Genomic DNA, 26944 nt, shown 5'->3' with positions numbered 1-26944 from the left:
AAGGTGGTGAATGGATGGCAATCCGTTAGAACACGCGTCCTTCGGTCAGATGCGTGGTCACGCCGTTCAACTCGTAGTCGCCGATCACGCGCGCTTTGTGCAGCAGAGGGTTGTGACTGAAAATGGTGCGCAGATTGCGCCAATGACGGTCGAAATTGTGCGCGCGTCCTGTGGCCGATGCGCCGCCAATCTCGAACAAACGCTCGCCCGCATAAAGCGCCAGCTTGCTCACCACGAGCTGGGTTTTGGCAGTGGCCAGTGCGCCTTCCAGCACCAGCTCTTCCGCATTCGCCGCGCCGCTGTGGATCGCATTCGCCGAGCGGTCGAGCGTGCGTGCGTTCGCCGCGACCAGTGCATCGATCGAGAGGCTGTGCGCCGCGAGGTCGCCCACCACCTGCTGCACGAAACCATCCTCGCGCGCCGAGGGCGCCGGACTATGCAGCACCGGCCGGCCGTATTGCGTCACGTAGCGCCGTGCGTCCGCGAGAATGTTTCGCACGATACCCGCCGCAACCGTTACCAGATGCAGCTGCCGCACGGCGCTGCCATGCCGGCCGGCGAGCGTCGTATAGCCGCGTGTCGCGATCTCGTGAGAGAACACCTGCACGTTGTCGAGCACGAGGCTGCCGCTCGCCGTCATGCGTTGCCCCATGCCGTCCCAGTCGTCGAGTACCTGCAATCCTTCACGCGACACGGGAATCACGATCGACACTTTTTCGTCGTTCTCGTTCTGCACGTTGATCCGCGCATAGTCGGCGAACGCGGTGCCGGTCGAGTAGTACTTTCTGCCTGTCACACGAAAGTGTTCGCCGTCGCGCACCAGCTTCGTCACGATTTCGCCCGGCCTCGCCGTCCCCAGTTCCGTGGACGCACCGCCGAAGATCGCCCCTTGCCGTATGCGCTCGATCTGCGTGTCGTTGAAGGCGGAACGCGGCGACAGCAGCAGTTGCTCGGTCTGGTCGAAGTGAATCCGCAGTGCGTGCGCGACATTCGATTCATGCGCGCCCAACGTGGCGATCACCTCGAAGAGGTCTTCCAACGTTCCGCCCAAACCGCCCCACTCGACCGGAAAACGGAGCACGCCCAGGCCGGATTCGCGAAACAGCCTGAAGCCGTCGAATGGCAACTCGCGCCGCACCTCACGTTGCGCGGCGTCTTCGCCAATCGCCTGAGCCAGCGCGGGCAACCCGGCGAGTGCCGCGTGGAGCCTCGCACGCGCCGTGGTGTCCTGAGAGACCTGCATGCCTTGATTCCTTGTAAAAGCGCACGGATCGCATTCGATCCGACTGTTTGAGTTGGGAAGATGGACCAGCGCGCCAATAAGACATGCCGCTGTGACGAATCAGTATAGGGACGCGGCTCTCCGCACAAAACCAGCGAATCAAGCTATGGATATGCGCGATTGTGAAATGCGAATTGCGGATAAGGATCGATGAATCCGTTATTGGAGCAACGGGCGCCGCATTTCTATACTCGATCCCGGTCAGCACTCACCAACGACGAGTGCCAGAATTCAACCGTGGAAATGGAACCATGAGCCTACGTCCCTTGCATGACCGCCTGATCGTCAAGCGTCTCGACCAGGAAACCAAAACCGCTTCAGGCATTGTCATTCCGGAAAGCGCCGCGGAAAAACCCGATCAGGGCGAAGTGATCGCCATCGGACCGGGCAAGCGCGATAGCGACGGCAAACGCATTGAACCCGATCTGAAAGTCGGCGAGCGCGTGCTGTTCGGCAAATATGCCGGGCAGTCGGTCAAGGTCGACGGTAATGAACTGCTCGTGCTGCGCGAAGAAGATGTCGTCGCAGTCGTCACTCAATAACGAAGGGAGCGTCTAACCATGGCAGCAAAAGAAATCATTTTCAGCGACGTCGCCCGCTCGAGGCTGGTCGAAGGCGTCAATATTCTCGCCAATGCGGTCAAGGTCACACTGGGTCCGAAAGGCCGCAATGTGGTGCTCGAACGCAGCTTCGGCGCGCCCATCGTCACCAAGGACGGTGTGTCGGTCGCGAAGGAAATCGAATTGTCGGACCGCGTGCAGAATATCGGCGCGCAGCTTGTCAAAGAAGTCGCTTCGCGCACCAGTGACGCGGCGGGCGACGGCACCACGACGGCGACTGTGCTCGCGCAAGCCATCGTGCGCGAAGGTCAGAAATACGTGGCGGCGGGCCTCAACCCGCTGGATCTGAAGCGCGGTATCGACAAGGCCGTGGTCGCCGCAATCGATGAACTGAAGAAGATCAGCAAGCCGACCACGACCAGCAAGGAAATCGCGCAGGTCGCGACGATCTCGGCCAACGGCGAAGAGTCGATCGGTCAGCGTATCGCGGAAGCGATCGACCGCGTCGGCAAGGAAGGCGTCATCACCGTGGAAGACGGCAAGTCGCTCGACGACGAACTCGACGTGGTGGAAGGTCTGCAATTCGACCGTGGCTACCTCTCGCCGTATTTCATCAACGATCAGGATAAACAGGTTGCGATACTCGACAACCCGTTTGTGCTGCTGCACGACAAGAAGGTGTCGAACATTCGTGATCTGTTGCCGATCCTGGAACAGGTCGCGAAAGCCGGCCGCCCGCTGCTGATCATTGCGGAAGACGTGGAAGGCGAGGCGCTCGCCACGCTGGTGGTCAACAACATTCGCGGCATTCTGAAGACCGTCGCGGTAAAGGCGCCCGGCTTCGGCGATCGTCGCAAGGCGCTGCTCGAAGACATTGCGATCCTCACCGGCGGGCAAGTGATCGCTGAAGAAACTGGCCTGACGCTCGATAAAGCGACGCTCGCCGAACTGGGTCAGGCCAAGCGCATCGAAGTCGGCAAGGAGAACACCACGGTCATCGACGGCGCGGGCGACAGCAAGAATATCGAAGCGCGCGTGAAGCAGATTCGCGTGCAGATCGAGGAAGCGACTTCCGACTACGACCGCGAAAAACTTCAGGAACGCGTCGCGAAGCTGGCGGGTGGCGTGGCGGTGATCAAGGTGGGCGGCGCAACCGAAATCGAGGTCAAGGAAAAGAAAGACCGTGTCGACGACGCACTGCATGCAACGCGCGCAGCCGTTGAAGAAGGTATCGTGCCGGGCGGCGGCGTCGCGCTGATTCGCGTGAAGCAGGCGATCAGCGGGCTCAGGGGCGTGAATGCCGATCAGGATGCAGGCATCAAGATCGTGTTGCGCGCGCTCGAAGAACCGTTGCGCCAGATTGTCACGAATGCGGGCGAGGAAGCGAGCGTGGTGGTCGCGAAGGTCGCTGAAGGCACGGGCAATTTCGGTTACAACGCACAGACCGGCGAATATGGCGATCTGGTCGAATCGGGCGTGCTGGATCCGACCAAGGTCACACGCACCGCGCTGCAGAACGCGGCTTCGGTAGCCGGACTGCTGCTGACCACCGACGCCACCGTTCACGAGGCACCGAAGGATACGCCGGCCGCAGGTCAGCCAGGCGGTCCTGGCGCGGGCGCACCGGGACTCGATTTCTGACGACTCACCGCTTGCGCCTGGCACCAGGCAATTAGCGCGGTAAACACGGGCCGGTACTCGCTTTCCAGCGAGCCGGCCCGATCTGTTTTCCACTTTCCTCGCACATGTATGGCAGACGCCGAACCATGCCCATCGCTACGTCATCGCGATCCTGCGTGCGACTCGCGCTGGTGTGCTTTGGTGCACGCATCCCGCGCTGGCCGCGGGTCCACATACTAATTCAGCATTTCTACAACAAACTAGATATTGCGGTGCAGCAAAATGCACTAAACTCAGCGTAGAAGTATGCAATTCGCACTCACGGTCATGTTGCGACGGAGGAATGTGCCATGACGACTTATGAGGCTTTACACGTACCAAACACGGCTGTTCTGCATGTCTTCGAGCAGGACGGCGGCTGGCATTGGGGCATCACCACGCCGCGTGCGGCCGGATCCGGATTCAAGGTGGTGGCGTTCAGCACGGAAACCTTTCCGATTGAGGAAGCAGCGCGCAGCGATGGCGATCGGGCACTGCGCTGCCTGTCAGGCGCCGACGTTCACGAGTCGACCCATTGACGACGCCGCCCGCGTGACATCGGCCGGCGCTATCGTTCACTGATCACAAGTCCAGCGTTACACCAGCTTGCGCACCGGGATCGCCGGCAACCGGATGCGCCATGCAAATCAGCGCAGCACCGCGTTCGATCTGCGCCTCCACTTCGCCGTCGTACTCAACCTTTCCCGCCAACACACGCGTCGAACATGTGCCGCACATACCCGAGCGGCAACTCGACGGCGCGTTGATGCCGTGCGCCTCGGCAAGCTCCAGCAAGCTGCCGTCGCGCGGCAGCCATTGAATCGTACGCGCCGAACGCGCAAAGCTCACCTGCACACCGTCAGTGCCTTGCGACGGCGCTTCCTGTGCCTTCGTCCCCTCGCTGGCGCGCATGCGCTTCACGGTCGCCGGGCCGAAAGCTTCGAAGCGAATCCGTTCATCCGCGACGTTCAGTCCACGCAGCCCTTCATACAGGTCCTGCATGAACTGCTCGGGCCCGCATAGATAGAAGTCGTAGTCGTCGAAGGGCAGCGCGCGTTTCAGCGCGTCGATGCCGATCCGTCCGGGCGATACGCCGTCAGTCGGCACAGATGCGGCGCTATCGAAAAGATGCAGGGAAACTGCCGGATTACGCGCCGCGATCTCCTTCAGGTCAGCACTGAAAGGTCGTTCACGATCACTGCGCGCACCGTGAAAGAAGAACAGTCGCCTCGCTTTCGCGCCGTCGTCGCGCGACGCGGCCGACGCATGCCGAAGCATGGCCATCATCGGTGTGATGCCGATACCCGCCGAGATAAAAACGGCGGAGCGCGGGCTCTCTTGCGCATAGGTGAAGGTGCCGCGCGGCTTCATGGCTTCGATCTGCATGCCGGCAACCAGATGCTCGTGCAACCAGTTCGAGGCGACCCCTTCGCGTTTCACGCTGATTCGATACCGCAACGGATTGTGCGCATCGGAAAGCGTGTAGGTTCGCATCAGCGGTGTGTCGAGACCCGGCACAGGCAGGCGAATCGGCAGAAACTGCCCCGGTTTGTAAGGCGGCAGCGGTGCGCCGTCGATCGATTCGAAGTAGAAGGAACGAATCGACGGTGTCTCGTCGGCCACTGCCGCAACCGTCAGCTTGTGCCAGGGCGACGCAGCAACCGGCTTACGCACTGCCGCCGCAAACTGCGGCGCAAACTCCACATCGGACCAGCGAAACGGCAATGCGCCCCGGCTGCGCCGCACTTCCCGCACGTGAAAACGTACGAGCCGTTGCGCGCCTTCGAACGCCGCCAGCTCCGCGCCGTCCCAGACGATTTCCGCAACTGCGGCGACATACACAAGATCGCCGGTCGCGAAGTCGATGAACAGCAACCCGGCGCGTGGATCGTGGATCAGGTTGCCGATCGTATTGAAGAAGTTGTTGCCGCTGTAGTCGGGCGTGGTCAGCGTGTGCTCATCCTTGATACGAACGAACCCCGGCGGCCCGCCGCGATGCGACACGTCGACGCCGCGAGCGAGACCCGCGTTCTCTTCGAGATTCGCGCTCGCGATGAAAAACGTGTCGGCTCCCGCCAGCAGCTCACGGTCGGCGTCGCTGAGTTGCGTTGCTATTTCCGGCGGCACCGAAGGCCCGGACACGCCCTGCTCCACCCAGCTCGGCACACGGCTCTGAATATACTTCGCGCAGTTGCCGAAGCTCTGACGAACCTCGACGGTCAGCGCGGCTCCGTCCACCGATGTCACCACGCCGTTGATCCGGTTGCGGCGCCGGGTCTTCGGCTGCAGTCCAAGGCCGCCGATCATGGCCCCCTTCTGCCAGCGGTCCGCCAGCGGATCACCGGCCAGCACGCCGCCTTCGATCCGCAGCGTCCGCGCATCCGGCGAGCTTACGAAACCCGGCGCGCCCGCGCGCACCGTCGCCCATGGCTGGCCGTGGGCGTCGACACCGCCGAACACCATGAACGGCTGTTCGGCGAAGAACTGGCGGTGCTGGTCCGGCATGGAGCGGCGAATGCCGCGGCGGCCCGACGCATCCGCCTGGCTTGTCACCCCCGCACGCTGCTGGGCGGCGAGTTCGGCTGTGTGAAACGGCGAGGCGTCGGCGCCCCAACTATTCAGAGGAATAAACGTGGACATCATCGGACTCCGTTGACGTCAAAAATCAGCCGCTCATCCGGCGAGCAGTCCGGCCTTCGTCGACGGCATGGCGACAAACCGCGGCAACGCTTCGACGCGGCGCAACCACGCACGAATGTTCGGGTACGGTTCGAGCGACACGCCGCCTTCCGGTGCATGTGCGATATAAGTGTGCGCGGCAATGTCGGCAATCGTCACCTGATTGCCCGCGGCGAACGCCTTGTCCGCTAGTTCGCTTTCGAGCACGTTGAACAGCTTCACGGCAATTTTCTTCGCGCTCTCATGATCGAGCGGCGCGCCGAACACGGTAACGAGCCGCGCGGCACATGGCCCGTAAGCGATCTGGCCGGCGGCGAGCGACAGCCAGCGCTGTACGGTGGCCGCGCCGAGCGGGTCTTCCGGCAGCCAGGAGGCGTCGCCGTAACGCTTTGCCAGATACACGAGAATCGCGTTCGAATCGAACAGCGTGAGATCGCCGTCCTGGATCGTTGGCACCTGCCCGAACGGGTTGAGCGCCAGATACGCGGGCTTGCGGTTATCACTGGCTTTCATGTCCAGTTCGACCACTTCGAACGGCAGGTCGAGCAGGGTCAGAAAGAGCTTCACCCGATGGCCGTGGCCGGAAAGCAGCGTTGTATACAGGCGGATCGGTTGGGCGGGTCGCGCAGCGGGCATAACAGGCTCCATCGAGCAGGAAGGGATGGAACGAGCATAATGCGCACGAGCGCCTTTGCAGAAGCCCGATAATCCGGGAAACACAGTCAATCGAAGATGGACAATCCACCATGGCCGACGTACGCGACGTAAACCTGAACCGCCTGGCGATCTTCGTCGCGGTCGTCGAGGCCGGCTCGCTGACCGCCGCGGCAGCGCGTCTGGGCCTCGCCAAAACCATGGTCAGCACGCACATGCAGCGGCTCGAGGCCGAGGTGGGCGCGAGCCTGCTGGTCCGCACGACGCGGCGGCTAGGCTTGACGGAAGCGGGCCGAGCGTTTTACGACGCCAGCGTGAAGATCCTGCGCGCCACGGAAGAAGCACTGACGGCGATCGGCGGAGAATCGGCGCCTGTGCGCGGCACCTTGCGCGTGAGCTCACCGATCGACTACGGCTCGCTTGCCGTCGCGCCGGCGCTCGTCGAACTGCGCCGCGCGAATCCGCAGCTCAATGTCGAATTGCTGTGCACCGACCAATATGTGGATCTCATCGCGGACGGCATCGACGTGGCAATCCGCCTCGGCCGGCTGGCCGACTCCAATTACCGGGCGGTGAAGCTCGGCAGCTTCGTCAAGTGGATCGTCGCGAGTCCGGAGTTCGTCGAAATATGGGGAGAGCCGCAAACGCCCGCTGAGCTGTCGGCGATGCCCTACTGCGCAATGACGGTCTTGCCGCATCCATTGACGCTCGAGCTGCGGCGCAGCAATGGCAAGAGCACAGACGACGGTGACGCCGAAAGCGTGCGCTGCGAAAACGCGTTTCTTGTGAACACGGCCAACGCGTGCCGCTCGGCGACGCTCGCCGGCGGCGGATTCGGCCTGTTGACCGATTTCTCGATCGACGCCGATGTCGCCGCGGGCCGGTTGATCCGCCTGTTGCCCGAATGGGCGACCGAGCCTGCTAGCATTCAGGCGGTGTTTCCGCCCACCAGCCATCCGCCGGCCAAAGTGCGGGCGCTGATCGAAACGTTCAAGAAACAGCTCGAACGGCCATCGTAATGGCGCGGGCGGTTCCCGTCACACACACGGAAAGCCGCCCTTTGCCACCGGTCAGAACGAATGACGCATGCCGATCCGCACGTCGCTCTGCGTGTTCGACGAAGACGGCGTGAAGCTATAGCCGATCACCGCGTTCACGCCATCCGACGCGCGCAGATAGTCGCCGGAAATATAGACGTCCGTGCGCTTGGACAACAGGTAATGCAGGCCGAGCGAGCCCTGGTTCCAGTGGTTGCCTTCGAACCGTGTGTGTTGATAACCGCCGTACAGCATCAACGCCGGGGTGAACGTATAAGAAGCGCCGACCTCATAGACCTGCATATGCGAGGTCTCGCCGAGCCCCTTGATCGTCGTGTAAGTGAAGTCGCCGCTCAGCATGACCTTGCCGATCGTATAGGCCGCACCCACGGCAAACGCCCCTTGCTTGTCGACCGGAAACGCCGACGAGCTGTACAGGTCCGTTACCGCGCCGGTCGCGGGATCGACGGACACGGTCGGCTTGCCGAGGAACGTGCGCGTGCCGATCATCGCGTACGGGTCGAATGCGTAGATGCCGTACGGATTGTTCAACTGCGTATAGGCCGCGCCCATGTTGAAGTCGCTGTGCTCGTAACGCGCACCCACGCTCCATGCGCTCTTGTTGTGAAAGTCGCCCGCGGTATTGCCGAACGAATACATGCCGCCGAACGAGAAGCCTGCGTAGTCGTTGGAGAGAAACTTGACCGAATTCGGCAGCCGGTCGCCGTTCATCCGGTCGAAGTCGCCCTGATGGATCGCATAACCGCTCGCCCACGACGAGATGTTATAGAGGTAGACAAACTCCTCGGTCATGTCGAGCTGATTACCGAGCGAGAGCGTACCCCAGTTGCTCTTCAGGCCGACATATGCCTGGCGGCCGAACAACGCGCCGCCGAATCCGAGTTGCCCGTTGCCCACGTGAAAACCCGACTCCAGTACGAACACCGCCTGCAAGCCGCCGCCGAGATCTTCGACGCCCTTGAAACCGATCCGGTTACCGTACGAAATACCGTCGTCGAATTTGAACTGGTTGGCGCCACCGGCATTGTTCACGTAGGTGATGCCGGCATCCAGAATGCCGTACAGTGTGACGCTGCTTTGCGCATGGGCGGCCATCGGCGCACAGATAGCGCTTGCTGCGATAGCGAGTCCCGAAAGGCTGACGGCATTGCTCTTCTTCATCTAATTCTCCCCTGCTCTTTGCCTGCGTATTTCGTTGGATAAAGCGATCCCTGCTGCGCGCTGTTGACCAGCGCGCGGCGCTTCTCGCATGACGGGCAGTTCGAAACCGGCTGAGACCGAGTAAAACGGATTGAAGCTATCCGCGATGCATGTAATGACCAGTCACATTCACATCGCCGGATCAAGAATACGAGTCCAGATTTAGGAGGATTCGACCGGAAGCGACATAAATCTGTCGCCTGGCGACTTCATGGTTAGGAATGCGCTGTTATTTCATACCGAGCGCCGTTTGCACGGCTTGCAAACCATTGGCGCCGCTCGCCGTGTTCACGCCGTCGAGCCACGACTTCAACAATTCAGGGTGACGCTTGAGCGCTTCGGTCGCGGCAGCGTTCACAGGGGTCTTCTTTTCCAGTACTTCGGTGATCACGCCGTTTTCCAGATCGACATTGAAGGTGAGCTGCCTGAACAGCTTGCCGACGTTCGGACACTGCTCGGCATAGCCGCTGCGCGCCACCGTATTGACCGTGGCGCCGCCGTAGTTGGGCCCGAAGTACCTGTCGCCGCCATCAAGGTAAGTGAGCTTGAACCTGGTGTTCATCAAGTGCGGTTCCCACGCGAGAAAGACAATCCATTTCTTCTCGCGCACCGCCCGCTCCACCTGCGTGAGCATGCCGGTCTCGCTCGACTCGACGAGCTTCCAGTTGCCGAGGCCGAACGCCTTGTCGTCGACCATCTTCTTGATGTTCTGATTGGCCGGTGCGCCAGGTTCGATGCCATAGATCTTGCTATCGAACTTGTCGGCGTTCTTTGCCAGATCCGCGAAAGAATGGATGCCGGCCGCCGCCACATAATCGGGTACGGCCAGCGTGAACTTGGCGTTGCTCAGATTCGGATGCACGACCTCGATCGACTTTTCTTCCTCGAACGGTTTGACGACCGGCGCCTGCGCGGGCATCCAGTTGCCGAGAAACACGTCGATCTGCCCTTTCTTCAAGCCCTGATACGTGATCGGCACCGACAGGTTCGCCACGCTCTGCTTATAGCCCAGCGCCTTCAACAGTACGCCGGTGATCGCATTGGTGGCGTCGATGTCGGTCCATCCGGGCCCCGCCATGTTGACTTGCGTGCACGACTGCGGCTCGGCGGCCAACGCGAATGTGGCCGACGCGCAAAGCAGCGCCACGCCGGTTACCGCCTGTTTGAAGAGCTTTTTCATTATGTCGGCTTCCTGTTCGTGAGGTGGGGTGGATCGTTAGCAGAGTGGGAATCAACGCACGACGGCGGGAAAACGCGCCATCGCTTCGAGCGTATCCAGATCGATGTGATTGCGCATATAGCGCTGGCTCGCATCGACATGCGGCTGCCAGTCCCACGACGCGACCGTGCCCTGTGTCGTGGAAGCGAAATGAAAATGACGCCGCCGCTGGCTTTGCAACACTTCGTTGTGCAGCGCGGCGAGATCCCAGCGTTGCGCGATCTCCTCACGCAACGCCGCGACCTGTGCCGCGTATTCGCTGCGCGCGGCAAGATTCTCCCGCTCCAGCGGGTCCGCTGCGACGTCGTAAAGTTGATCGGGATCCGCTGGCGTATGAATGAATTTGAAGCGGCCGCGCCGCACCATCACGATCGGCGCAATCGCACCTTCCGCCAGATATTCGCCAATGGCTTCATCGTGACCATCTTGGCGGCCCTGTAGATGCGGCACGAGGCTCTGTCCATCGAGCGAATCGGGCCACATGGCCGGCGATTCGCCGCGCGCCAGTTCGACCAGCGTGGGCAGCAGATCGAGATGCGAAACGGATGCCCGCACGCGATGCGCGTCGAATTGCTGCGGCGCGTGCACGATCAGAGGAACGCGGCAGCCACCTTCGAAGAAGGTCATCTTGTACCAGAGGCCCCGCTCTCCGAGCATCTCGCCGTGGTCGGAGGTTACGACGATCATCGTGTCTTTCGCGAGTCCCGACTGTTCGAGCGCTTCGAGGATCGCGCCGAACTGGTCGTCGACGTAGGAGATTGCGCCGTAGTAGGCTCGGCGCGCATTGCGGATCTGCTGACCCGTGGGCGGCGTGCGGTCGGTTTCGCATACATGGCGCAGGCGCTTCGAATGCGGATCGGCGTCTTCGATTGAATCGCGAAACGCGGGCATGTCGATGTCTTCGTCGCGATACAGGTCCCAGTACTTTTTTGGAATCGCATACGGGTCGTGCGGATGGGTTAGCGAGGCGACCATGCAGAATGGTCTTGCATCTTTTCCGGCATGACGTTCGCGTGCGATGTCGAAGAGTTTCTGGCGCGTGGTGAACGTGACTTCGTCATCGAAATCGAGTTGGTTGGTGCGCACGCACGGGCCCGCATCGATCACGGAGCTCATGTTGTGATACCACGTGGGGCGCGCTTCGAAATGCGCCCAGTCGGGCGTCCAGCCAAAGTCGGCAGGATAGATGTCGGTGGTGAGCCGCTCTTCGAAGCCATGCAACTGATCGGCGCCGCAGAAATGCATCTTGCCGGACAGAATGGTGCGATATCCTTCGGCGCGAAGATAGTGCGCGAACGTCAGCGTTTGCGACGGAAATTCCGCTGCATTGTCATAGGCGCCGATTGCCGACGGCAGCTTGCCCGACAGGAAGGAAAACCGCGATGGCGCACATAGCGGACTCGCGCAATAGGCGGATTCGAATACCACGCCTTGCTTGGCGAGCCGGTCGAGATTGGGGGTCCTGGTCAGACGGTGTCCGTATGCGGCCAACGCGAACGGCGTCATCTGGTCAGCCATCAGAATGAGGATATTCTTTTTGCTCTCAAGCATGGGGGCGTGCCTCGAATAGAATCACAAGTGTCGGTGCAAATGCCGCCGTTGTTGCAACGGCAAACGGGCGGCCCGATGCCGGGCCCGCCATGCGCACCACTATTGCCGTCCAATTCACGACTGTGAAGACGGCAAATCGTTATGTGCCTATAAGGGGTCGTTATGCCGAGGCAGGATCGCTTGCCGCCAATGCAGGCGCTGGCCATGTTCGAATCCGCGGCGCGTCTGGCCAGCTTCACGGCTGCCGCGCGCGAGATGGGTTCGACACAGCCGGCTGTCAGCCAGCGCGTCGTGCAGCTTGAAGAAGCGCTGGGCACCCCGCTCTTCGAGCGCGGCCATCGCGGCGTTACGCTCACGGAAGACGGTGAGCGGTTGTTCGAAGCGGTGCGCCACGCGCTCGACACGATTCGCCTCGCCACCAGCGAAATCCGCGCGCGGCGTATGCCGCAAACCCTCACGCTCTCCACCGATTTCGGCTTCGCCACCTATTGGCTGATGCCGCGTTTATCGCAGTTCAAGGCGCTGATGCCGGACGTCGACGTGAAGATCATCACCTCTCAGAACGTGTTCGATCCTTCGCACGATCAGGCGGACATTGCCATTGCATTCGGCGACGAACACGCCGACTGGAGCGCGCGCGGCGTGGTCAAACTGTTTCCCGAGCGCGTCACGCCGGTGTGCAGCCCCGCCTTTGCCGCGGCACACCCGTCGCTGCGTACGCCGTCCGAGCTGCTGCACCTCCCGTTGCTGCATCTCGAACCGACCCAGCCGGCGCGCTGGCTGTCCTGGACCGACTGGTTCGCCGCGCACGCGCTGGATGCGCCGCCCGCGCATCGCGGCATCACGTTCAACAGTTTTACGCTCGTGGCCCATGCGGCGATCATGGGCCAGGGCGTCGCGCTCGGCTGGGCGCCGCTCGTCGACGAACTGCTTGCAACGGGGCAACTCGTCGAACTGTTCGAGCCGCCGGTCGTCACCGAGCGCGGCTATCTGCTCGTCACGCAGCGCGCGGCGACGCCCGCTGTTAGCGCCTTTCGCCAATGGCTGCTCGGCGAATGCGGACTCGACGCCGACTGAGCACCGCCCCCGAATCTGGCGCTCCCGTTCCAGCGCGACGGCGTTTAGCTTCTATCCGCGCATGCGCCTGATTTGATCTACTGCGATGATGCATGCCGCGCCCCGTGGCATCGCCCTATCATCCAAGTGGAGAGCGCATGTCCGCCGATTCCCGCCCCGATCAACTGGTTCTCACCGTCGCGTGTCCGAGCGCGGCGGGCCAGGTCGCCGCCGTTGTCGGCTTTCTCGACCGGCATCATTGCTATATCGACGAACTGACCGTTTTCGACGACGACCTGAGTGAACGCTTTTTCGTGCGCTGCGTGTTCCACGGCGTGGACAGCAGCGAGACGCTGCATGCCGCGGGCCTCAAGCGCGAATTCGAGCCGATCGCCGAGCGCTTCCGCATGACATGGGCCATGCACGACGTCGGCACACGGCCGAAAGTCCTGATCATGGTGTCGAAACTCGAACACTGTCTCGCCGATCTGCTGTTCCGCTGGCGCATGGGCGAGCTGAAAATGGACATTGTCGGAATCGGCTCGAATCATCGCGATCTCGAACCCTTGGCGCAGCAGCATGGCTTGCCCTTCCACCATCTGCCGATCACCGCCGATACGAAGCCGCAACAGGAAGCGCGGCTGCTCGATCTGTTCGAGACATCGGGCGCGGAGTTGATGATTCTCGCGCGCTATATGCAGATTCTGTCCGGGGAAACGAGCCGTGCGCTCGCGGCACGCGCGATCAATATCCACCATTCGTTCCTGCCCGGCTTCAAGGGTGCGAAACCGTATCACCAGGCGCATGCGCGCGGCGTCAAGCTGATCGGCGCCACCGCGCACTTCGTCACTGACGATCTCGACGAAGGTCCGATCATCGAACAGGTGGTGGAGCGCGTCGATCATTCGTATAGCCCGGAGCGCCTGCTTGCCACCGGGCGCGACGTCGAATGCATCACGCTGGCGCGGGCCGTCAAGGCGTTTATCGAACGGCGGGTGTTTATCAACGGCGATCGGACCGTTGTACTGCAATAAACGAAAACGCCGCTAAAAAGAGCGGCGTTCTCTGGAAGCTGCCGCTTCACCGAAGCGGCAGCACGTTCACACTAAGCGCGTAATCACTTCACCCAGCTATCCACGCGGTCGCCGTGCGCGCTGATCCACGCATCCGCGGCAGCAGTCGGCTTCTCGCCGTTTTGCGTGGCCAGCATCACGCTGTCGATCTCACCCGGCTTCCATTGGAACTTCTTGAGGAACGCGACAACCGTCGGCGCCTTCTTCTCGAGGTCAGGATTCACGACGCTATCCACGTGCTCCGCTTCGCCGAACACCTTCTTGGGATCTTCGAGGAATTTGAGCTTGTACTTCGCGAACATCCAGTGCGGCTTCCAGCCCGTCACGATAATCGGCTTGCTCGCCGCTTCCGAGCGCGCCAGTTCGGCGGTCATCGCGCTGCCCGAGCTCGGCATCAGCGTGTAGTCGAGTCCATAGGCCTTGATCGCCTCGCTGGTTTTCTGCATCACGCCCGCGCCGGCGTCGATCCCGACGATGCGGGAGCCGAACTCCGTCTTCTTCGCCTCCAGATCGCCCACGCTCTTCACGTCGGCGTTTTCTGGCACGATCAGGCCGATCTTCGCATCGTTGAAGTTCGGACCGAGGTCGACCACCTTGTCCTTGAAGTTGTTCCAGTACGCGCCGTGCGTGACCGGCAGCCACGCGGACAGCGTCGCATCGAGGTCACCGCGCGCCACGCCTTGCCACATCACGCCGGCTGCGACCGGCACGAGTTGCACCTGGTAGCCCAGACGCTTTTCGATCACGCGCGCGGCCACGTTCGAGGTCGCGACGCTGTCGTCCCAACCTTCCACGTAACCGATCTTGATAGTCGGCTTGGTATCGGCCGACACACTCACGCTGCTTGCCGTCAGCGCCGCGCTCAATGCGCTCAACACGAATATCTTTTTGATCAGTCTCATCGCCGTTCTCCCGTTTGCCGTCACAACAACCCAATGAGCATTTAGAATCGCCAGCCAGAATTGCCAGGTAGCGTTGTTTTCCGACATCCAGTTGTCCGCACGCGACTTCGGCCACTGGGGGCCGTCCTTCTCGTCTTACTTATCCACGACCAGATCGGTCAACGGCTTGCTGCAGCACAACAGCACCATGCCCTGATCGATCTCACGCTGGCGAATGCCACCCGCGTGTTTCATCGCGACTTCCCCCGACACCAGCTTGACCTTGCAGGTGCCGCACATACCCTGAGTACACGATGCGGGCAGCCGCACGCCCGCTTTTTTCGCGGCGTCGAGCACGTGCTGGCCACTGCCGCATTCGATCTCGCGATTGCTCTTGGCGAAGCTCACCTTGAAGCGGGTTTCCGTTTCGACGGAGGCGGGCGCCGGTGCGAGCGCGGGCGTGAAGCCCGGCGCCTGTTCGCGCGCCTCGATAAAGCTCTCGGCCGTGACCGGCGCGCTCGCGTTCAGCAACGCGTCCGCCACGTGAGCGGTGGTCAACTGCGCGGCCACTTCGCCCACGGTCTCGAACGAGAAACTTTCCTCGTGGTAGTGACTGCGATCGAAACCGCCCTCGTCCAGCAGATTGCGCACCGCTTGCATGTACGGCGCGGGTCCGCAGGTAAAGATCTCACGCTCCAGAAAGTCCGGCGCGATGAGCTTGAGCAGCGGCAATGTCAGAAAACCGGTCACACCTGGCCAGTTCGTGCGCGCGCCGAGCCGTTCGCAAACAAACGCGGTGCGGAAATGCGCCTGATTCGACGCGATCAGGTCGAGTTCGCGCGCGAAGATAATGTCGTCCGGTGTGCGGGCGCTATGCACGAACACGATGTCGCTATCTTCACCGAGTTCATGATGCGCGCGGCTCATCGACATCAGCGGCGTAATACCCGAGCCCGCCGATAAAAACAGGAATTTACGCGCCGGGTGCCGCGCGCAGGTGAATTCGCCCGCCGGCCCGAGCACGCGAACCTCGGCGCCCGCATGCAGATTGTCATGCAGCCAGTTCGACACCTTGCCGCCCGGCACGCGCTTGACCGTGATCGAGATCGTATGCGGACGCGTGGGCGGCGAAGAGATCGTATAGCAGCGATTGATCGACTCGCCGTCTATCTCCAGTTCCAGCGTAATGAACTGCCCCGGCTCGAATACGAACGCCCGTCCGGACGGCGCGCGAAAGAAAAAGCTCTTTACGTCGTGCGTTTCCTGGCGGACCTGGCAGCACACCAGCGTGTCGTCGGTGTCGCTGTTCCAGCGCGCCGGCAACGCTTCCCAGAAACGCGGCTGCGTGACCCGGCTGGCAGCGTGGTCCGCGGCCGGCTGGGTGTTGAGCTGAAACGTCGCCTGATCGCGCATCATTGTTTTCTCCGACTCCTGGTTGCGGTGCCGCGCTCAGCGCATGAAAGACACGACTTTTTCGCCGTGCGAAGCCGGCGTGGTTTCGCCTGCTTCATGGGTTTGGGGCGCATTGCTGTAATCCGCCAGGCGGCCGATGTACCACTCGCAGAACTTCTCGACGAGGCCTTCCGTGAACGGCGAATACGGACCCGGCTCATAAGCGCTGCTCGTCGCGCCGCGTTGCGAGTATTCGACGAGTGCGCGATCCTGATCGTTCGTGGCGCGCCACACGGCCGTGAGGTTGTTCACGTCGTAATCGATGCCTTCGCGCGCGTCCTTGTGAACGAGCCACTTGGTGCGCACCAGCGTCTTGCCCGCCGAGAGCGGAATCACCGAGAAACTGACAATGTGATCGCTCATGAAGTGATGCCACGAATTGGGCTGCGTCCAGAACGACAGGCCACCGAGATCGGCTTGCTCGAAGCCGCCGAGCAGTTTCTTCGAGGCCACTTTCGCGTCGAGCGTCTGCGATTCGCCGTCGCGATCGAGCGGCAGGCGTTGCGTGCGAAAACCGGTGACCAGATCGGCAAGCCGTTCGATTTCCGCGGAAGGCAACTGCATCGCTTCCCATTGCGCGGTGCGGCGAGCCACGGTCTCTTCGAACGCGGCCATGCCCTCTTCATTGGCCGGCGTGCGCTGATAACCGAAACCGTATTCGTACAGCGAAATGGTCAACTCGGGATGGTTCGCGACGCAGTGATAGCACTCGCGATTGTTTTCCATCGTGAGTTTCCAGTTGCCCTCTTCGACAATGTCGATCGAGGCCGCGATCTTGCAGTTGGCCAGATCGTGCGGCAACAGATACGGTTCCATCGCCGCGCGCACCACGGCGAAGTCCGCTGGCGAGTTGTCCGCGAGGCAAATGAAAATCAGGCCGGCCAGATTCTCGAGATGCACGGACTTCAGGCTATGTTTGCAGCGGTCGAACTGGTCGCCCATGTGTTCGGCGAACATCAGATCGCCGTTCAGGTTATACGTCCAGCTGTGATACGGGCAGACGATATTGCCGAGCGAGCCTTTGTCGGTATTGCACAGGCGCGCGCCGCGATGGCGGCAGACGTTGTGAAACGCCCTCACCTGCATATCGTCGTCGCGCACGATCAGGATCGAATCGTTGCCGATCTCCACGGTGATGTAGTCGCCCGGCTCCGGCACGTCCGGTTCCACCGCGACCTGAATCCAGTGTTGCCGGAAGATCGCCTCCATGTCGAGCGCGAAAATATTCTCGCTCGTATAGAAAGGCGCTTCCAACGTGTGATTCTTCTTACGGCGTTCGATCATTGCGCGAACGTCTGCCGAAACTTTCATTGTGTGCTCCGTTGCATGTCACGTCTGGCGCCGCGCCAGGCCCTCCTGGTCGCATGCTGGCCCGAACCGGAAATCAGTAATCCACGAGTTGATGCTCGCGCAAATACGCGAGAATGACTTGTGCTTTTTCGACGGAACTCCCTTCAATTACGACGCTGCCGCCTCGGCTCTCGGTCGTCGTGGCAGACAGCATGCGGGCGTGGCCGGAACGCTTTTCGGCGGCGGCAAGCCGCACCGGTTTGGCGGCTGCCGGGCGGATAGTCCAGGCAAGCTCGTCGGCGCTGCCGGCGGCTTGCGCGGCGACCGGGCGGATCGTGCCTTCGCGCAACCGTGCGTAGGCGTACGTGGGAGCGGCGTTGGCCAGCGGGTGCACGGCGATCAGCGCGGGCAACTGCACCTCCACGCGGCGGCGCAACCCCTTCGGCATGAACTGGCGCACTTCCGCACAACCGTCGCGCAACGTCACGTCGACAGCCGCGCCGACCAGCGCGATCTCCAGCGCATTGGCGACGCGATACGGCAGCATGCCGCTGTCGAACGCGCCTTCCGCGCGCGTGCCGGTCAGAACGAGGTCGTAGCCACGCAGCCGCGCGGCTAGCGGAGCGGCTGCGTCCGCCTGGATTTCAGGCGTCGTGGGCATTTCAAGCACTTCGACCGAACGTGCGCCGAGTGCCAGATACTCCTTCAACGCAGGGTTCGACGGATCGCCCGCATGTAGCACGTCGAGCGTCGCGTTGTGTGTTCTGGCGAGCGAGAGCGCCATGGTCAGCGCGGCGGCATCGTTGCGGCTGTAGCGCGCCGTGCCGCTCACCGGATGACGGCCCACGGAAACGAGGACGGCAATCTTCATGCGAGCGCTCCTTCGGTGACAGCCGTTGAATTCAGCAGCGCCGCACCGGTTCCGCGCGCAGTGCGCGCCGCGGCCGCTGCTTCGTTGAGCGCCGCGATGGTTTCCTGCGCGTCCGCGATCACTGTCAGGTTCGCGCGCTTGGCGATCGGCGCACTCGCGTCGAGATTCACCGCGATCACATGCCGGCAGTCCTTGATCCCTTGCAGATGCTGGACCGCGCCGGAAATACCGAAGGCGATATACACACTCGCCTCGACGGTCTTGCCGGTCGCGCCGATCTGTTTGTCGCGGGTGAACTTGCCGTCGTCCACGGCCACACGGCTCGCGCCGATGGCCGCGCCCAGCGTGGCCGCCAGACGCTCGAACGCCGGCACGTCGCGCACGCCGTTGCCCGCCGAAACGATGAAATCCGCTTCTTCGAGCGCCAGTTGGGCGGCGTCGATTTCCTCGATGCCGAGATCGCGCACCGCGCCTTGCGCTGCTGCGGCGTCGCCGTCGAAGCGCCACATGACCCGCTCGCCCGCACCAACGAACGGCAGCTTCGGATCGACCGCGTTGGCCGCGAGCAGCACTACCTCGGGCAACGTGCGCGCGGCATACGCTGTATTCGCCTGAACATAGGCCGCCACATGCTCGGCGTCGATTTCGACGACATGCGTGGCCACGCTCGCATTCGCCGCGGCTGCATAACGGCGGCCAAGGTCGCCGTCGCCGGTTGCGTTATCGGGCAGAAAAACATGCACCGGTGCGTAAGCCGCGACGCACGCGGCCAGCGCATTCAATTCGTCCAGCGGCGCGAAGGTGCGGCGGTCGAACATCGGCAATTCGATCAGCTTGTCGGCGCCGAGCGCTGCGGCGTCGCCGCTGAACTCGCCGAAGACCAGCAACACCACCTCGGTCGTTGCGTCCGCAATCAGGGCGGCGCCGGCCAATACCTGGCGCGCATGATCGTCCAGCGCGCCACGGTCCGCGTGGGCGGCCACCAGCATCACACGCTGCGGCGCCGCCGTGGTGCGGCGCGGTTTGGCCTGTTCGCGATGCGAGGCGCCGTGCGCCGTGAATTCCAGTGAGCCCGCCACACCCGTCACACCGAGGGTGATACGCCTAAGTCCGTCTGCCGTGATCGTGAACGGACGGCGCGGGTCGATTCGTTTGAGAGAGTTCATCGCGTTACTCCAGCGCCGCTGCAACCAGTTCGGCGACGTCCAGCACTTCCGGACGCGGCCCCACAACGCCTTCGAGCATCGCCGTGCAATTCGGGCAGCCGACCGCGACGATCTCCGCGCCGACGGTTTTCGCGTCGTCGATACGAATGTCGGGAATGCGCCGCTTGCCCGGAATATCGGTGAGGGGCGCCCCGCCGCCACCGCCGCAGCAGCGTCCGCGCATGCCATTGCGCTCCATCTCCACGACCTTGATTCCGATGGTCTTCAGCAAGCGGCGCGGCGCCTCCGTTTCACCGTTATAGCGGCCCAGATAGCACGGGTCGTGATACGTGATCTTGCGATCCGCAAACGCGGCCACCGCACGCGGCGTAAGCTTCCCGCTCGCGACCAGTTGCTCGATCAGCGCCGTGTGATGCTGCACCTCGTAGAAACCGCCCAGCGCGCGATACTCGTTGCGCAGGCTGTGCAGCACGTGCGGGTCCGCGGTGACGATCTTGCGGAACGAGTACTGCGAGAGCGTGCCGATCAGCTTGTGCGCGAGCTGCTGGAAAGTCGCTTCGTCGCCGAGACGGCGGGCAGTGTCGCCCGTATCGGTTTCCACGCCGCCGAGCACCGCATAGTCGATGCCCGCGCGATTGAGCACCTTGACCAAAGCGCGCAGCGTGCGCTGATAGCGCATGTCGAACGCGCCTTCGCCGGCGATCAGCAACACGTCCACCGGACGGCCCGGTTGCGCGACCTGCACTTGCAGATCGACGGCCCAGTCGTAACGCGCGCCGATGTCGTAGCCGTTCGAACTGCCCGTCTCGCGCAGATTCGCGAGCGTGATCGGCCCCTTGCCCGGCACGCTGCCTTCAACCAGCGTCTGATTGCGGCGCATATCCACGATCGCGTCCACATGCTCGATCAGCATCGGGCACTCCTGCACGCAAGCGCGGCAGGTCGTGCAGGACCACAGCGTGTCCGCTTCGATCAGGCTGGAAATCAGCGGCTTGCCCGGCGCACCGGCGTGCTTGCCGACCGGAATGCCCGGCGTGGGACTGCCCGCGTATTCGGCGTCCGTGCCGCCCACCATGCCCGTGACGAGGTCTTGAATCAGCTTCTTCGGATTGAGCGGCTGACCCGCGGCGAACGCGGGACAGGCCGCTTCGCACTTGCCGCACTGCACGCACGCGTCGAAACTGAGCAACTGGTTCCAGCGAAACTCAACCGGTTTGCCGACGCCGTATTCCTTCGCGTCGAGCAGCGGTGCTTTCAATGCGGTAGGCGGCACCATGTCCGTGTCATTGCGCTCGGCAAAACGCTCCTGACGCGGATGAAACGCGAGATGCAGCAACCCGGCGAGCGCATGCTTCATCGGGCCGCCGCGCGCCGCGCCGAACGTCATCGCAAACGCGCCCACCGCGATCAGCAGCGCGACGATGACGGCGAGCGCACCGGACATCGCGGAAGCCGGCAGCGCGATGAAAAGTACGAGACCGAGCGCGAACGAGCCGAGCAGCAGCGGCAGATGATCCCATGGCCCGCGCGAGAGCCGCGCCGGCACCGCTTTCGCGCCGTGGCGGCGGCGCCAGACGAATACCGCGCCGACCAGCATGACGAGCGCGGCCAGAAAGATCAGCTTGTCGAGCCACGGCGAGTAAATAGCCAGCCCGTAGTTGACGAACACCAGCGCCATCGCGAGGATCGCGCCGCCCGCGGTCGCCACGTGCGTTTTGGCGATGTACGGATCGCGCGCCACCACATGATGCAGGTCCACGAAATAGCGCTTGGGAATCGCCAGCAGATTGGTCCAGCCGTAAGCGCCCGCCGCCGTGGCGCGGCCTTCGCGCCAATACGCGGCGCGCTTGACGAGCGCGAACGCCAGACCAGCCACCGACAACCACAACAGGACGGTGATGACAAACACGGGGCTCATCGTCAGAAATCCTTGCAAAGGCGCAGCGCGTCGTAGATCGCGCCGTGAATGTTGTGCATGGAAATGCAGTCGCCGACGCGGAACAGCAGGAAGCGGCCATTGCCGAGTTCTTCGCTCAAAGACGGTTGCGGCTCGGAGGCGAACAGCTTATGCACGTCGACCTGGCCGCGATTGACCGATTCCGGCTTGAGCTTCCAGTACAACTCGTCGTTCGGCGTGCTGCCGTTTTCGATCACCACCTGATCGACCGCGCGCTCTTCCTGCTCCTCGGTGTACTCGTTGCGGATCACGGCGATCTTCTTGCCGTCTTCCTCGTAGACCTTATCGAGCCAGTAGTTCGGCGTATGGATCACACCTTGGGCGTACAGACGCCGGTAGAAAATCGGGAACGTGGTGCCGCCCACGTCGTCGGCCACTTTCACGTCCGGCGTCACGATCTCGACGTTCGAGCCGCGGCTCGACATGAAATCGGCCACGCCCGCGCCGGCATGCGTGCTGACGCCGTCGTACACCAGCACGTTCTTGCCCGGCTCCACCTTGCCCGACAGCACGTCCCACGAACTGACGGCGAGACCTTCGTCGACGCCCCACGCCGCGACTTGCGACGTGAACGACGAACCGCCCGTGGCGAGCACGACGATGTCCGGCTTCTCGGCCATGATGGTTTGCTCACTGGCGGCAACACCGAGACGCCGGTCCACGCCGAGGCGCTTGGTCTCCATGTCGAACCAGCGCACGATGCCCGCCATCTGTTCGCGCTGCGGCGCTTTCGCGGCCAGCATGATCTGGCCGCCCACGTAGTCGTTCTTCTCGAACAGCACCACGTCGTGACCGCGCGACTTCGCCACGCGCGCCGCTTCGAGTCCCGCCGGACCCGCGCCGACCACGACCACCTTGCGCTTCGGCCCACGCGTTTTGGCGATCACGTGCGGCATCGTTTCTTCGCGCGAAGTCGCGGCGTTCTGCACGCACAGCACATCGAGCCCGTTGTATTGACGGTCGATGCAATAATTCGCGCCGACGCACTGCTTGATTTCGTCCTCGCGGCCATCGCGGATCTTGATGACCATATGCGGATCGGCAATCTGCGCGCGCGTCATGCCGACCAGATCGACCATGCCGCTGGCGAGCAGGCGCTCGGCCTGGCCCGCGTCGCGAATGCTTTGCGCGTGCATGACGGGCAGCTTGACCACCGATTTGATACCGGCCGCGAGATGCACGAACGGCTCGGGCGGCAGCGCCATGGGCGGCATGCAGTTGGCAAGCGTGTTGTGCGTGTCCGCACCCGAACCGATCACGCCGAGGTAGTCGATCAGGCCGGTTTCGCTCATGGCCTGAGCGATCTCTTTCAGTTGCTCGTGATCGAGCCCGTCTTCATGGAACTCGTCGCCGCACATGCGCAAGCCGACGCAGAAGTCCGCGCCTACCGCTTCACGCACGGCCTTCAATACTTCAGTGCCGAAACGCAGGCGGTTTTCCAGCGAACCGCCCCATTCGTCGGTACGGAAGTTGGTGCGCGGGCTCCAGAACTGGTCGATCAGATGCTGGTGCGCGGCCGAGATTTCGACGCCGTCCATGCCCGCATCTTTCACGCGCTTCGCCGCGGCCGCGAAATCGCTGATGATGCGGCGAATTTCCTCGACCTCGATGATCTTCGCATTGCCGCGGTGCACCGGCTCCCGCACGCCGGACGGCGACATCAGATGCGGCCAATGCTCGCCATGAAACGCCGAGCGGCGTCCCATATGCGTGGCCTGGATCATGATCTTCGCGCCATGCGTGTGCATCGCTTCGGCGAGCCGCGCAAGCGGGTCGATGACCTTGTCGGTCGACAGATTCACCGACTTCCACCAGCCTTGCGGGCTGTCGATCGACACCGGGCTCGAACCGCCGCACACAGCAAGGCCGACGCCGCCCTTGGCCTTCTCCTCGTAGTAACGGATATAACGGTCGCCAGGCAGGCCGCCCGGTTCCGCATAGACCTCCGCGTGCGCGGTGCTGACGATACGGTTGCGCAAAGTCAGCTTGTTCAGCGTGAGAGGCTTGAAAAGGTTCGGGTAACGCATCGCGATCGACCTCGGAATGAAATGCTTGTTGCGCTGTGTCGTGCGCCGTGGTGGAAGCCGTTTATGTGTGTGCTTACGGTTGCGCTTACGATGCGAGCGGCGACACTTCGAACACACAGTGTTCGTGGCCTTCAGCGGCGCATTGCGCTTCTCTGGAATGCGATGGCGGGCCCTTGCGCGAGGCGTCCGGCGCGGTATCGTTGACCCAGTCCATCGCCCCCGCGAACCAGCCGGCGAACATGTAGCAAAGCTTGCCCACCTTGCCCGGCTGCGCCAGCACGAACGACGAGTGATGCAACTCGATGCGCGCACGCGAGCTCGACGGATCGGCTTCGGTGATCGTGAAGATGCCCCAGCCGCGTTGCGACAAACGCTTCAGGTAATGCTCGAACACCGCCATGCCCGCAATGCCGTGCTGCTTCGCTTCCTTGTCGCACCAGAAATACGCGGACTTGTAGCCGGCCTTGTAGAGAATCTCGGCATACGTATCGAGTCCGAGGGCCTCTTCCACAGCGGTGTGGTTGTTCGTGAAGAAGTGACGCGGTACGTACAGCATCGGCAGCGCGTCGGTGGTCCAGACGCCGGTATTCGCATCGACGTCGATAGGCAGTTGGGGTTGCATGTGGAGGCTCCGTTTTTATCTGTGGGATAGGTGTCGATTCAGGCAGCGGTCAAACCTTCCAGACTTCGCCGAACACCCGTACCCAGTTTTCGCCCATGATCTTCTTGATGCGCGTTTCGCTCCAGCCGGCGCGTTCCATCGCGGCCGTCAGGTTCGGAAACTCGCCGATCGTGCGAATGCCTTCCGGATTCACGACCTTGCCGAAGTTCGTCAACTGGCGATAGCGGCCTTTGTCGTGCGTGATCCAGTCGAAGAATTCCGTGCTGTAGCCTTGCGTGAAGTCCGTGCCGATGCCGACCTGGTCTTCGCCGATCAGGTTCACCACGTACTCGATCGCTTCGATATAGTCTTCAACGGTCGCGTCCGGACCGCGCTTGAGGAACGGCGCGAACATCGTCACGCCGACGAAACCGCCCGCGTCCGCGATCTCTTTCAGTTGCTCGTCGCTCTTGTTGCGCGGATGTTCTTTCAGGCCCGACGGGCAGCAATGCGAATAGCACACGGGCTTGTTCGAAGCCGCGATCGCTTCGGAAGAAGTCTTGCCGCCCACGTGCGAGAGATCGACCATGATGCCGACGCGGTTCATCTCCTGGATCACCTCGCGGCCATAGCCCGACAGACCGCCATCGCGCTCATAGCAACCGGTGCCCACCAGGTTCTGCGTGTTGTAGCACAGCTGCACCACGTTCACGCCGAGGTCCTTGAACGCCTCGATATAGCCGAGGTTGTCCTCGAAAGCATGCGCGTTCTGGAAGCCGAAAATGATGCCCGTCTTGTTCTCTTTCTTCGCGCGCAAGATGTCGTCGGTCGTGCGCACGAGCGTCAGGATCTCGCCGTATTCGCGGATCTGCTGCTTCATCTCGGCAATGTTATCGACGGTCTTCTGGAAGCTTTCCCAGACCGAGACCGTGCAGTTCACCGCGGTCACGCCGCCCTTGCGCATATCCTCGAACACGGAGCGCTCGAACTTCGAAATGTTCAAACCGTCGATGATGATGCTGTTTTCGTGCAAAGTGCTCATCGTTTGCTCCAGGCGTGCTTAGTAGATGGGAAAGCGTTCGCACAGCGCGAAAATCTCGCGGCGTACGCGTTGTTCAGTTGCGGCATGGCCTTCCGGGTGATCGCGCAGCGCATCGAGCACCTCGACGATCAGACGCCCGACTTCGCGGAATTCGCTCACGCCGAAGCCGCGCGTGGTGCCCGCGGGCGTGCCGAGGCGAATGCCGGAGGTGATCGTGGGCTTCTCGGTATCGAAGGGAATGCCGTTCTTGTTGCAGGTAATGCCCGCGCGCTCCAGCGCCTGCTCGACCTGATTGCCCTTGAGGCCCTTCGGCCGCAGATCGACCAGCAACAGATGGTTGTCGGTGCCGCCCGTCACCAGATCCACGCCGCCGGCCTTCAGCACCTCGCCGAGCGTCTGCGCGTTGGCGAGCACGCTGTCGATATAGGTCTTGAAGCCGGGTTGCAGTGCTTCGCCAAATGCAACCGCCTTGCCGGCGATCACGTGCATCAGCGGGCCGCCCTGCAAGCCCGGGAACACGGCCGAGTTGATTTTCTTGGCAATGTCTTCGTCATTCGTCAGCACAAAGCCGCCGCGCGGGCCGCGCAGTGTCTTGTGCGTGGTCGAGGTGACCACATGCGCATGCTCGACCGGATTCTGATGACGCCCCGCCGCGATCACGCCGGCGATATGCGCCATATCCACCATCAATTTGGCGCCCACGCCGTCGGCGATCGCGCGCAGCCGTGCAAAGTCCAGCGCCCGCGGATAAGCCGAGAAGCCGGCGATCAGCAACGCAGGTTTGTGCTGCTGCGCGAGTTCCTCGATCTGCTCGTAATCGATCAGCATCGTGTCGCGATTGACACCGTACTGCACCGCGTTGAACCATTTGCCCGACATGGCCGGCTTGGCGCCGTGCGTGAGGTGGCCGCCCGCGTCGAGCGACATGCCAAGCACCGTGTCGCCCGGCTTCACCAGCGCGAGCATCACCGCGCCGTTGGCCTGCGCGCCGGAATGCGGCTGCACGTTGGCGAACTTCGCGTTGAACAGTTGCTTGATGCGATCGAGCGCGAGCGTTTCGATCACGTCGGCGTATTCGCAACCCCCGTAGTAACGCTTGCCCGGATAGCCTTCCGCATATTTGTTGGTCAGCACCGAGCCCTGTGCTTCGAGCACCGCGCGCGACACGATGTTTTCCGACGCGATCAGTTCGACTTGCGACTGCTGGCGCTCGAGCTCTTTCAAAATAGCGCCGCGCACCGCCGGATCGCGCGTGGCCAGCGATTCTTCGAAGAAAGGATTCGGGTTCGACATGGAAGGTCCGTGGAGTCGTTGACGGAAGGCCGGAAGCCGCGCCTGGGACTCGCTTCGCCCCTGCTGCTACCGGTGTGCATTGCGTCTATTCTTGACGCTCGCCCCGCGCGTCAATTTATGAATTCAGACGCGTTCTTTGCCTTTTCCGCCATAAGCGTCCTTTTTTCACAAGTCTGCCCTTGCCCGCGTTCTACCGATTGCCGCACGAGCGTGCTTTGCGGCGGATCATGCTGCACTGCACCTGACCTTCGTGCGCAATTCGGGTGCGCCAATGAACCCTGCCAGCGCCGTTCTGGTGCCGTTTGGTTAGCTATCCGACTGGAATGATGAGTAACCAGGGGTTTAGCCTGATGGCACGGTAGTTGCCCTAGTC

General features: G+C 62.5%; 22 protein-coding genes. 6 read left to right on the top strand and 16 right to left on the bottom strand.

What is annotated here, in order from left to right; all coding sequences use genetic code 11:
• Positions 1–25 precede the first annotated feature (25 nt).
• A complete protein-coding gene (locus tag P0D71_RS22310) occupies positions 26–1243 on the bottom strand; it encodes an acyl-CoA dehydrogenase family protein (protein WP_408482134.1) in 1218 nt (405 codons plus the stop codon).
• A 290-nt stretch (positions 1244–1533) separates the two neighbouring features.
• On the opposite strand from P0D71_RS22310, the gene P0D71_RS22305 reads away from it, so the two are divergent.
• From P0D71_RS22305 to P0D71_RS22295, 3 genes are all read left to right on the top strand, one after another.
• Positions 1534–1824, top strand: a complete 291-nt coding sequence (locus tag P0D71_RS22305; RefSeq protein WP_007177123.1) for a co-chaperone GroES — start codon at positions 1534–1536, stop codon at positions 1822–1824.
• 18 nt (positions 1825–1842) lie between these two features.
• Positions 1843–3483, top strand: a complete 1641-nt coding sequence (gene groL / locus P0D71_RS22300; protein ID WP_091801425.1) for a chaperonin GroEL — start codon at positions 1843–1845, stop codon at positions 3481–3483.
• A gap of 329 nt (positions 3484–3812) precedes the next feature.
• Positions 3813–4040, top strand: a complete 228-nt coding sequence (locus P0D71_RS22295) for a hypothetical protein (protein ID WP_091801428.1) — start codon at positions 3813–3815, stop codon at positions 4038–4040.
• Between the two features lie 43 nt (positions 4041–4083).
• Here the strand turns inward: P0D71_RS22295 and P0D71_RS22290 are convergent, their stop codons facing one another.
• A complete protein-coding gene (locus P0D71_RS22290) occupies positions 4084–6141 on the bottom strand; it encodes a pyridoxamine 5'-phosphate oxidase family protein (RefSeq protein WP_408482202.1) in 2058 nt (685 codons plus the stop codon).
• A gap of 33 nt (positions 6142–6174) precedes the next feature.
• Positions 6175–6816, bottom strand: a complete 642-nt coding sequence (locus tag P0D71_RS22285) for a glutathione S-transferase family protein (protein ID WP_408482132.1) — start codon at positions 6814–6816, stop codon at positions 6175–6177.
• Between the two features lie 110 nt (positions 6817–6926).
• On the opposite strand from P0D71_RS22285, the gene P0D71_RS22280 reads away from it, so the two are divergent.
• The gene (locus P0D71_RS22280; RefSeq protein WP_408482130.1) at positions 6927–7853 is read left to right on the top strand and encodes a LysR family transcriptional regulator; all 927 of its coding nucleotides are present in this window, start codon (positions 6927–6929) and stop codon (positions 7851–7853) included.
• A gap of 51 nt (positions 7854–7904) precedes the next feature.
• Here P0D71_RS22280 and P0D71_RS22275 read toward each other — a convergent pair whose 3' ends face one another.
• The 3 genes from P0D71_RS22275 to betC form a co-directional block, all read right to left on the bottom strand.
• Positions 7905–9053, bottom strand: coding sequence for a porin (locus P0D71_RS22275; protein ID WP_091801437.1), 1149 nt, complete (start codon positions 9051–9053; stop codon positions 7905–7907).
• A gap of 268 nt (positions 9054–9321) precedes the next feature.
• Positions 9322–10272: a choline ABC transporter substrate-binding protein gene (locus P0D71_RS22270; protein WP_408184976.1), complete on the bottom strand. Its 951-nt coding sequence runs from the start codon at positions 10270–10272 to the stop codon at positions 9322–9324.
• 51 nt (positions 10273–10323) lie between these two features.
• Positions 10324–11862, bottom strand: a complete 1539-nt coding sequence (gene betC / locus P0D71_RS22265; protein WP_408482128.1) for a choline-sulfatase — start codon at positions 11860–11862, stop codon at positions 10324–10326.
• Positions 11863–12024: 162 nt separating this feature from the next.
• Between betC and P0D71_RS22260 the strand changes: the two genes are divergently transcribed.
• Together P0D71_RS22260 and purU are read left to right on the top strand one after the other, a co-directional pair.
• Entirely contained in the window at positions 12025–12939 is a 915-nt protein-coding gene (locus P0D71_RS22260) for a choline sulfate utilization transcriptional regulator (RefSeq protein ID WP_091801448.1), read from the top strand.
• Between the two features lie 137 nt (positions 12940–13076).
• Entirely contained in the window at positions 13077–13952 is an 876-nt protein-coding gene (purU, locus tag P0D71_RS22255; RefSeq protein ID WP_091801451.1) for a formyltetrahydrofolate deformylase, read from the top strand.
• 83 nt (positions 13953–14035) lie between these two features.
• On the opposite strand, the gene P0D71_RS22250 is transcribed toward purU, so the two are convergent.
• The 10 genes from P0D71_RS22250 to P0D71_RS22205 form a co-directional block, all read right to left on the bottom strand.
• The gene (locus P0D71_RS22250) at positions 14036–14893 is read right to left on the bottom strand and encodes a glycine betaine ABC transporter substrate-binding protein (protein WP_091801454.1); all 858 of its coding nucleotides are present in this window, start codon (positions 14891–14893) and stop codon (positions 14036–14038) included.
• A 135-nt stretch (positions 14894–15028) separates the two neighbouring features.
• On the bottom strand, positions 15029–16288 hold the full coding sequence (locus P0D71_RS22245) for an FAD-binding oxidoreductase (protein ID WP_408482127.1): 1260 nt from the start codon (positions 16286–16288) through the stop codon (positions 15029–15031).
• A 33-nt stretch (positions 16289–16321) separates the two neighbouring features.
• Positions 16322–17635, bottom strand: a complete 1314-nt coding sequence (locus P0D71_RS22240) for an aromatic ring-hydroxylating oxygenase subunit alpha (protein WP_408482126.1) — start codon at positions 17633–17635, stop codon at positions 16322–16324.
• A 73-nt stretch (positions 17636–17708) separates the two neighbouring features.
• Positions 17709–18485 (bottom strand): electron transfer flavoprotein subunit beta/FixA family protein, encoded by a 777-nt coding sequence (locus P0D71_RS22235; RefSeq protein WP_408482124.1) that lies wholly within the window; start codon positions 18483–18485, stop codon positions 17709–17711.
• The gene (locus P0D71_RS22230; protein WP_408482122.1) at positions 18482–19651 is read right to left on the bottom strand and encodes an electron transfer flavoprotein subunit alpha/FixB family protein; all 1170 of its coding nucleotides are present in this window, start codon (positions 19649–19651) and stop codon (positions 18482–18484) included. The genes P0D71_RS22235 and P0D71_RS22230 overlap by 4 nt, the downstream gene beginning before the upstream one ends.
• A 4-nt stretch (positions 19652–19655) precedes the next feature.
• Positions 19656–21569, bottom strand: coding sequence for a (Fe-S)-binding protein (locus tag P0D71_RS22225; protein WP_408482121.1), 1914 nt, complete (start codon positions 21567–21569; stop codon positions 19656–19658).
• A 2-nt stretch (positions 21570–21571) separates the two neighbouring features.
• Entirely contained in the window at positions 21572–23635 is a 2064-nt protein-coding gene (locus P0D71_RS22220; protein WP_408482119.1) for an oxidoreductase, read from the bottom strand.
• A gap of 85 nt (positions 23636–23720) precedes the next feature.
• Complete coding sequence (locus P0D71_RS22215) at positions 23721–24257, bottom strand: DUF5943 domain-containing protein (protein WP_408345504.1); 537 nt, start codon at positions 24255–24257, stop codon at positions 23721–23723.
• Between the two features lie 49 nt (positions 24258–24306).
• Complete coding sequence (locus P0D71_RS22210; protein WP_091801481.1) at positions 24307–25278, bottom strand: dipeptidase; 972 nt, start codon at positions 25276–25278, stop codon at positions 24307–24309.
• 18 nt (positions 25279–25296) lie between these two features.
• Complete coding sequence (locus P0D71_RS22205; RefSeq protein ID WP_408184969.1) at positions 25297–26571, bottom strand: serine hydroxymethyltransferase; 1275 nt, start codon at positions 26569–26571, stop codon at positions 25297–25299.
• Positions 26572–26944: the final 373 nt, after the last annotated feature.

This window comes from Paraburkholderia sp. RL17-383-BIF-A, from assembly GCF_046028015.1.
Classification (GTDB): domain Bacteria; phylum Pseudomonadota; class Gammaproteobacteria; order Burkholderiales; family Burkholderiaceae; genus Paraburkholderia.
The sequence above is the reverse complement of the archived record's forward strand: the minus strand, read 5'-3'. Positions and strand labels throughout refer to the sequence as shown.

Excerpts from the sequence above, each read along its gene's own strand:
- P0D71_RS22235 (WP_408482124.1), bottom strand. The coding sequence starts at position 18,485 with ATGAAGATTGCCGTCCTCGTTTCCGTGGGCCGTCATCCGGTGAGCGGC.
- P0D71_RS22285 (WP_408482132.1), bottom strand. The coding sequence starts at position 6,816 with ATGCCCGCTGCGCGACCCGCCCAACCGATCCGCCTGTATACAACGCTG.
- P0D71_RS22230 (WP_408482122.1), bottom strand. The coding sequence starts at position 19,651 with ATGAACTCTCTCAAACGAATCGACCCGCGCCGTCCGTTCACGATCACG.
- P0D71_RS22280 (WP_408482130.1), top strand. The coding sequence starts at position 6,927 with ATGGCCGACGTACGCGACGTAAACCTGAACCGCCTGGCGATCTTCGTC.
- P0D71_RS22290 (WP_408482202.1), bottom strand. The coding sequence starts at position 6,141 with ATGTCCACGTTTATTCCTCTGAATAGTTGGGGCGCCGACGCCTCGCCG.
- P0D71_RS22225 (WP_408482121.1), bottom strand. The coding sequence starts at position 21,569 with ATGAGCCCCGTGTTTGTCATCACCGTCCTGTTGTGGTTGTCGGTGGCT.
- P0D71_RS22215 (WP_408345504.1), bottom strand. The coding sequence starts at position 24,257 with ATGCAACCCCAACTGCCTATCGACGTCGATGCGAATACCGGCGTCTGG.
- groL (WP_091801425.1), top strand. The coding sequence starts at position 1,843 with ATGGCAGCAAAAGAAATCATTTTCAGCGACGTCGCCCGCTCGAGGCTG.
- P0D71_RS22270 (WP_408184976.1), bottom strand. The coding sequence starts at position 10,272 with ATGAAAAAGCTCTTCAAACAGGCGGTAACCGGCGTGGCGCTGCTTTGC.
- P0D71_RS22250 (WP_091801454.1), bottom strand. The coding sequence starts at position 14,893 with ATGAGACTGATCAAAAAGATATTCGTGTTGAGCGCATTGAGCGCGGCG.
- purU (WP_091801451.1), top strand. The coding sequence starts at position 13,077 with ATGTCCGCCGATTCCCGCCCCGATCAACTGGTTCTCACCGTCGCGTGT.
- P0D71_RS22310 (WP_408482134.1), bottom strand. The coding sequence starts at position 1,243 with ATGCAGGTCTCTCAGGACACCACGGCGCGTGCGAGGCTCCACGCGGCA.
- P0D71_RS22260 (WP_091801448.1), top strand. The coding sequence starts at position 12,025 with ATGCCGAGGCAGGATCGCTTGCCGCCAATGCAGGCGCTGGCCATGTTC.
- P0D71_RS22205 (WP_408184969.1), bottom strand. The coding sequence starts at position 26,571 with ATGTCGAACCCGAATCCTTTCTTCGAAGAATCGCTGGCCACGCGCGAT.
- P0D71_RS22305 (WP_007177123.1), top strand. The coding sequence starts at position 1,534 with ATGAGCCTACGTCCCTTGCATGACCGCCTGATCGTCAAGCGTCTCGAC.
- betC (WP_408482128.1), bottom strand. The coding sequence starts at position 11,862 with ATGCTTGAGAGCAAAAAGAATATCCTCATTCTGATGGCTGACCAGATG.
- P0D71_RS22295 (WP_091801428.1), top strand. The coding sequence starts at position 3,813 with ATGACGACTTATGAGGCTTTACACGTACCAAACACGGCTGTTCTGCAT.
- P0D71_RS22245 (WP_408482127.1), bottom strand. The coding sequence starts at position 16,288 with ATGATGCGCGATCAGGCGACGTTTCAGCTCAACACCCAGCCGGCCGCG.
- P0D71_RS22275 (WP_091801437.1), bottom strand. The coding sequence starts at position 9,053 with ATGAAGAAGAGCAATGCCGTCAGCCTTTCGGGACTCGCTATCGCAGCA.
- P0D71_RS22220 (WP_408482119.1), bottom strand. The coding sequence starts at position 23,635 with ATGCGTTACCCGAACCTTTTCAAGCCTCTCACGCTGAACAAGCTGACT.
- P0D71_RS22210 (WP_091801481.1), bottom strand. The coding sequence starts at position 25,278 with ATGAGCACTTTGCACGAAAACAGCATCATCATCGACGGTTTGAACATT.
- P0D71_RS22240 (WP_408482126.1), bottom strand. The coding sequence starts at position 17,635 with ATGAAAGTTTCGGCAGACGTTCGCGCAATGATCGAACGCCGTAAGAAG.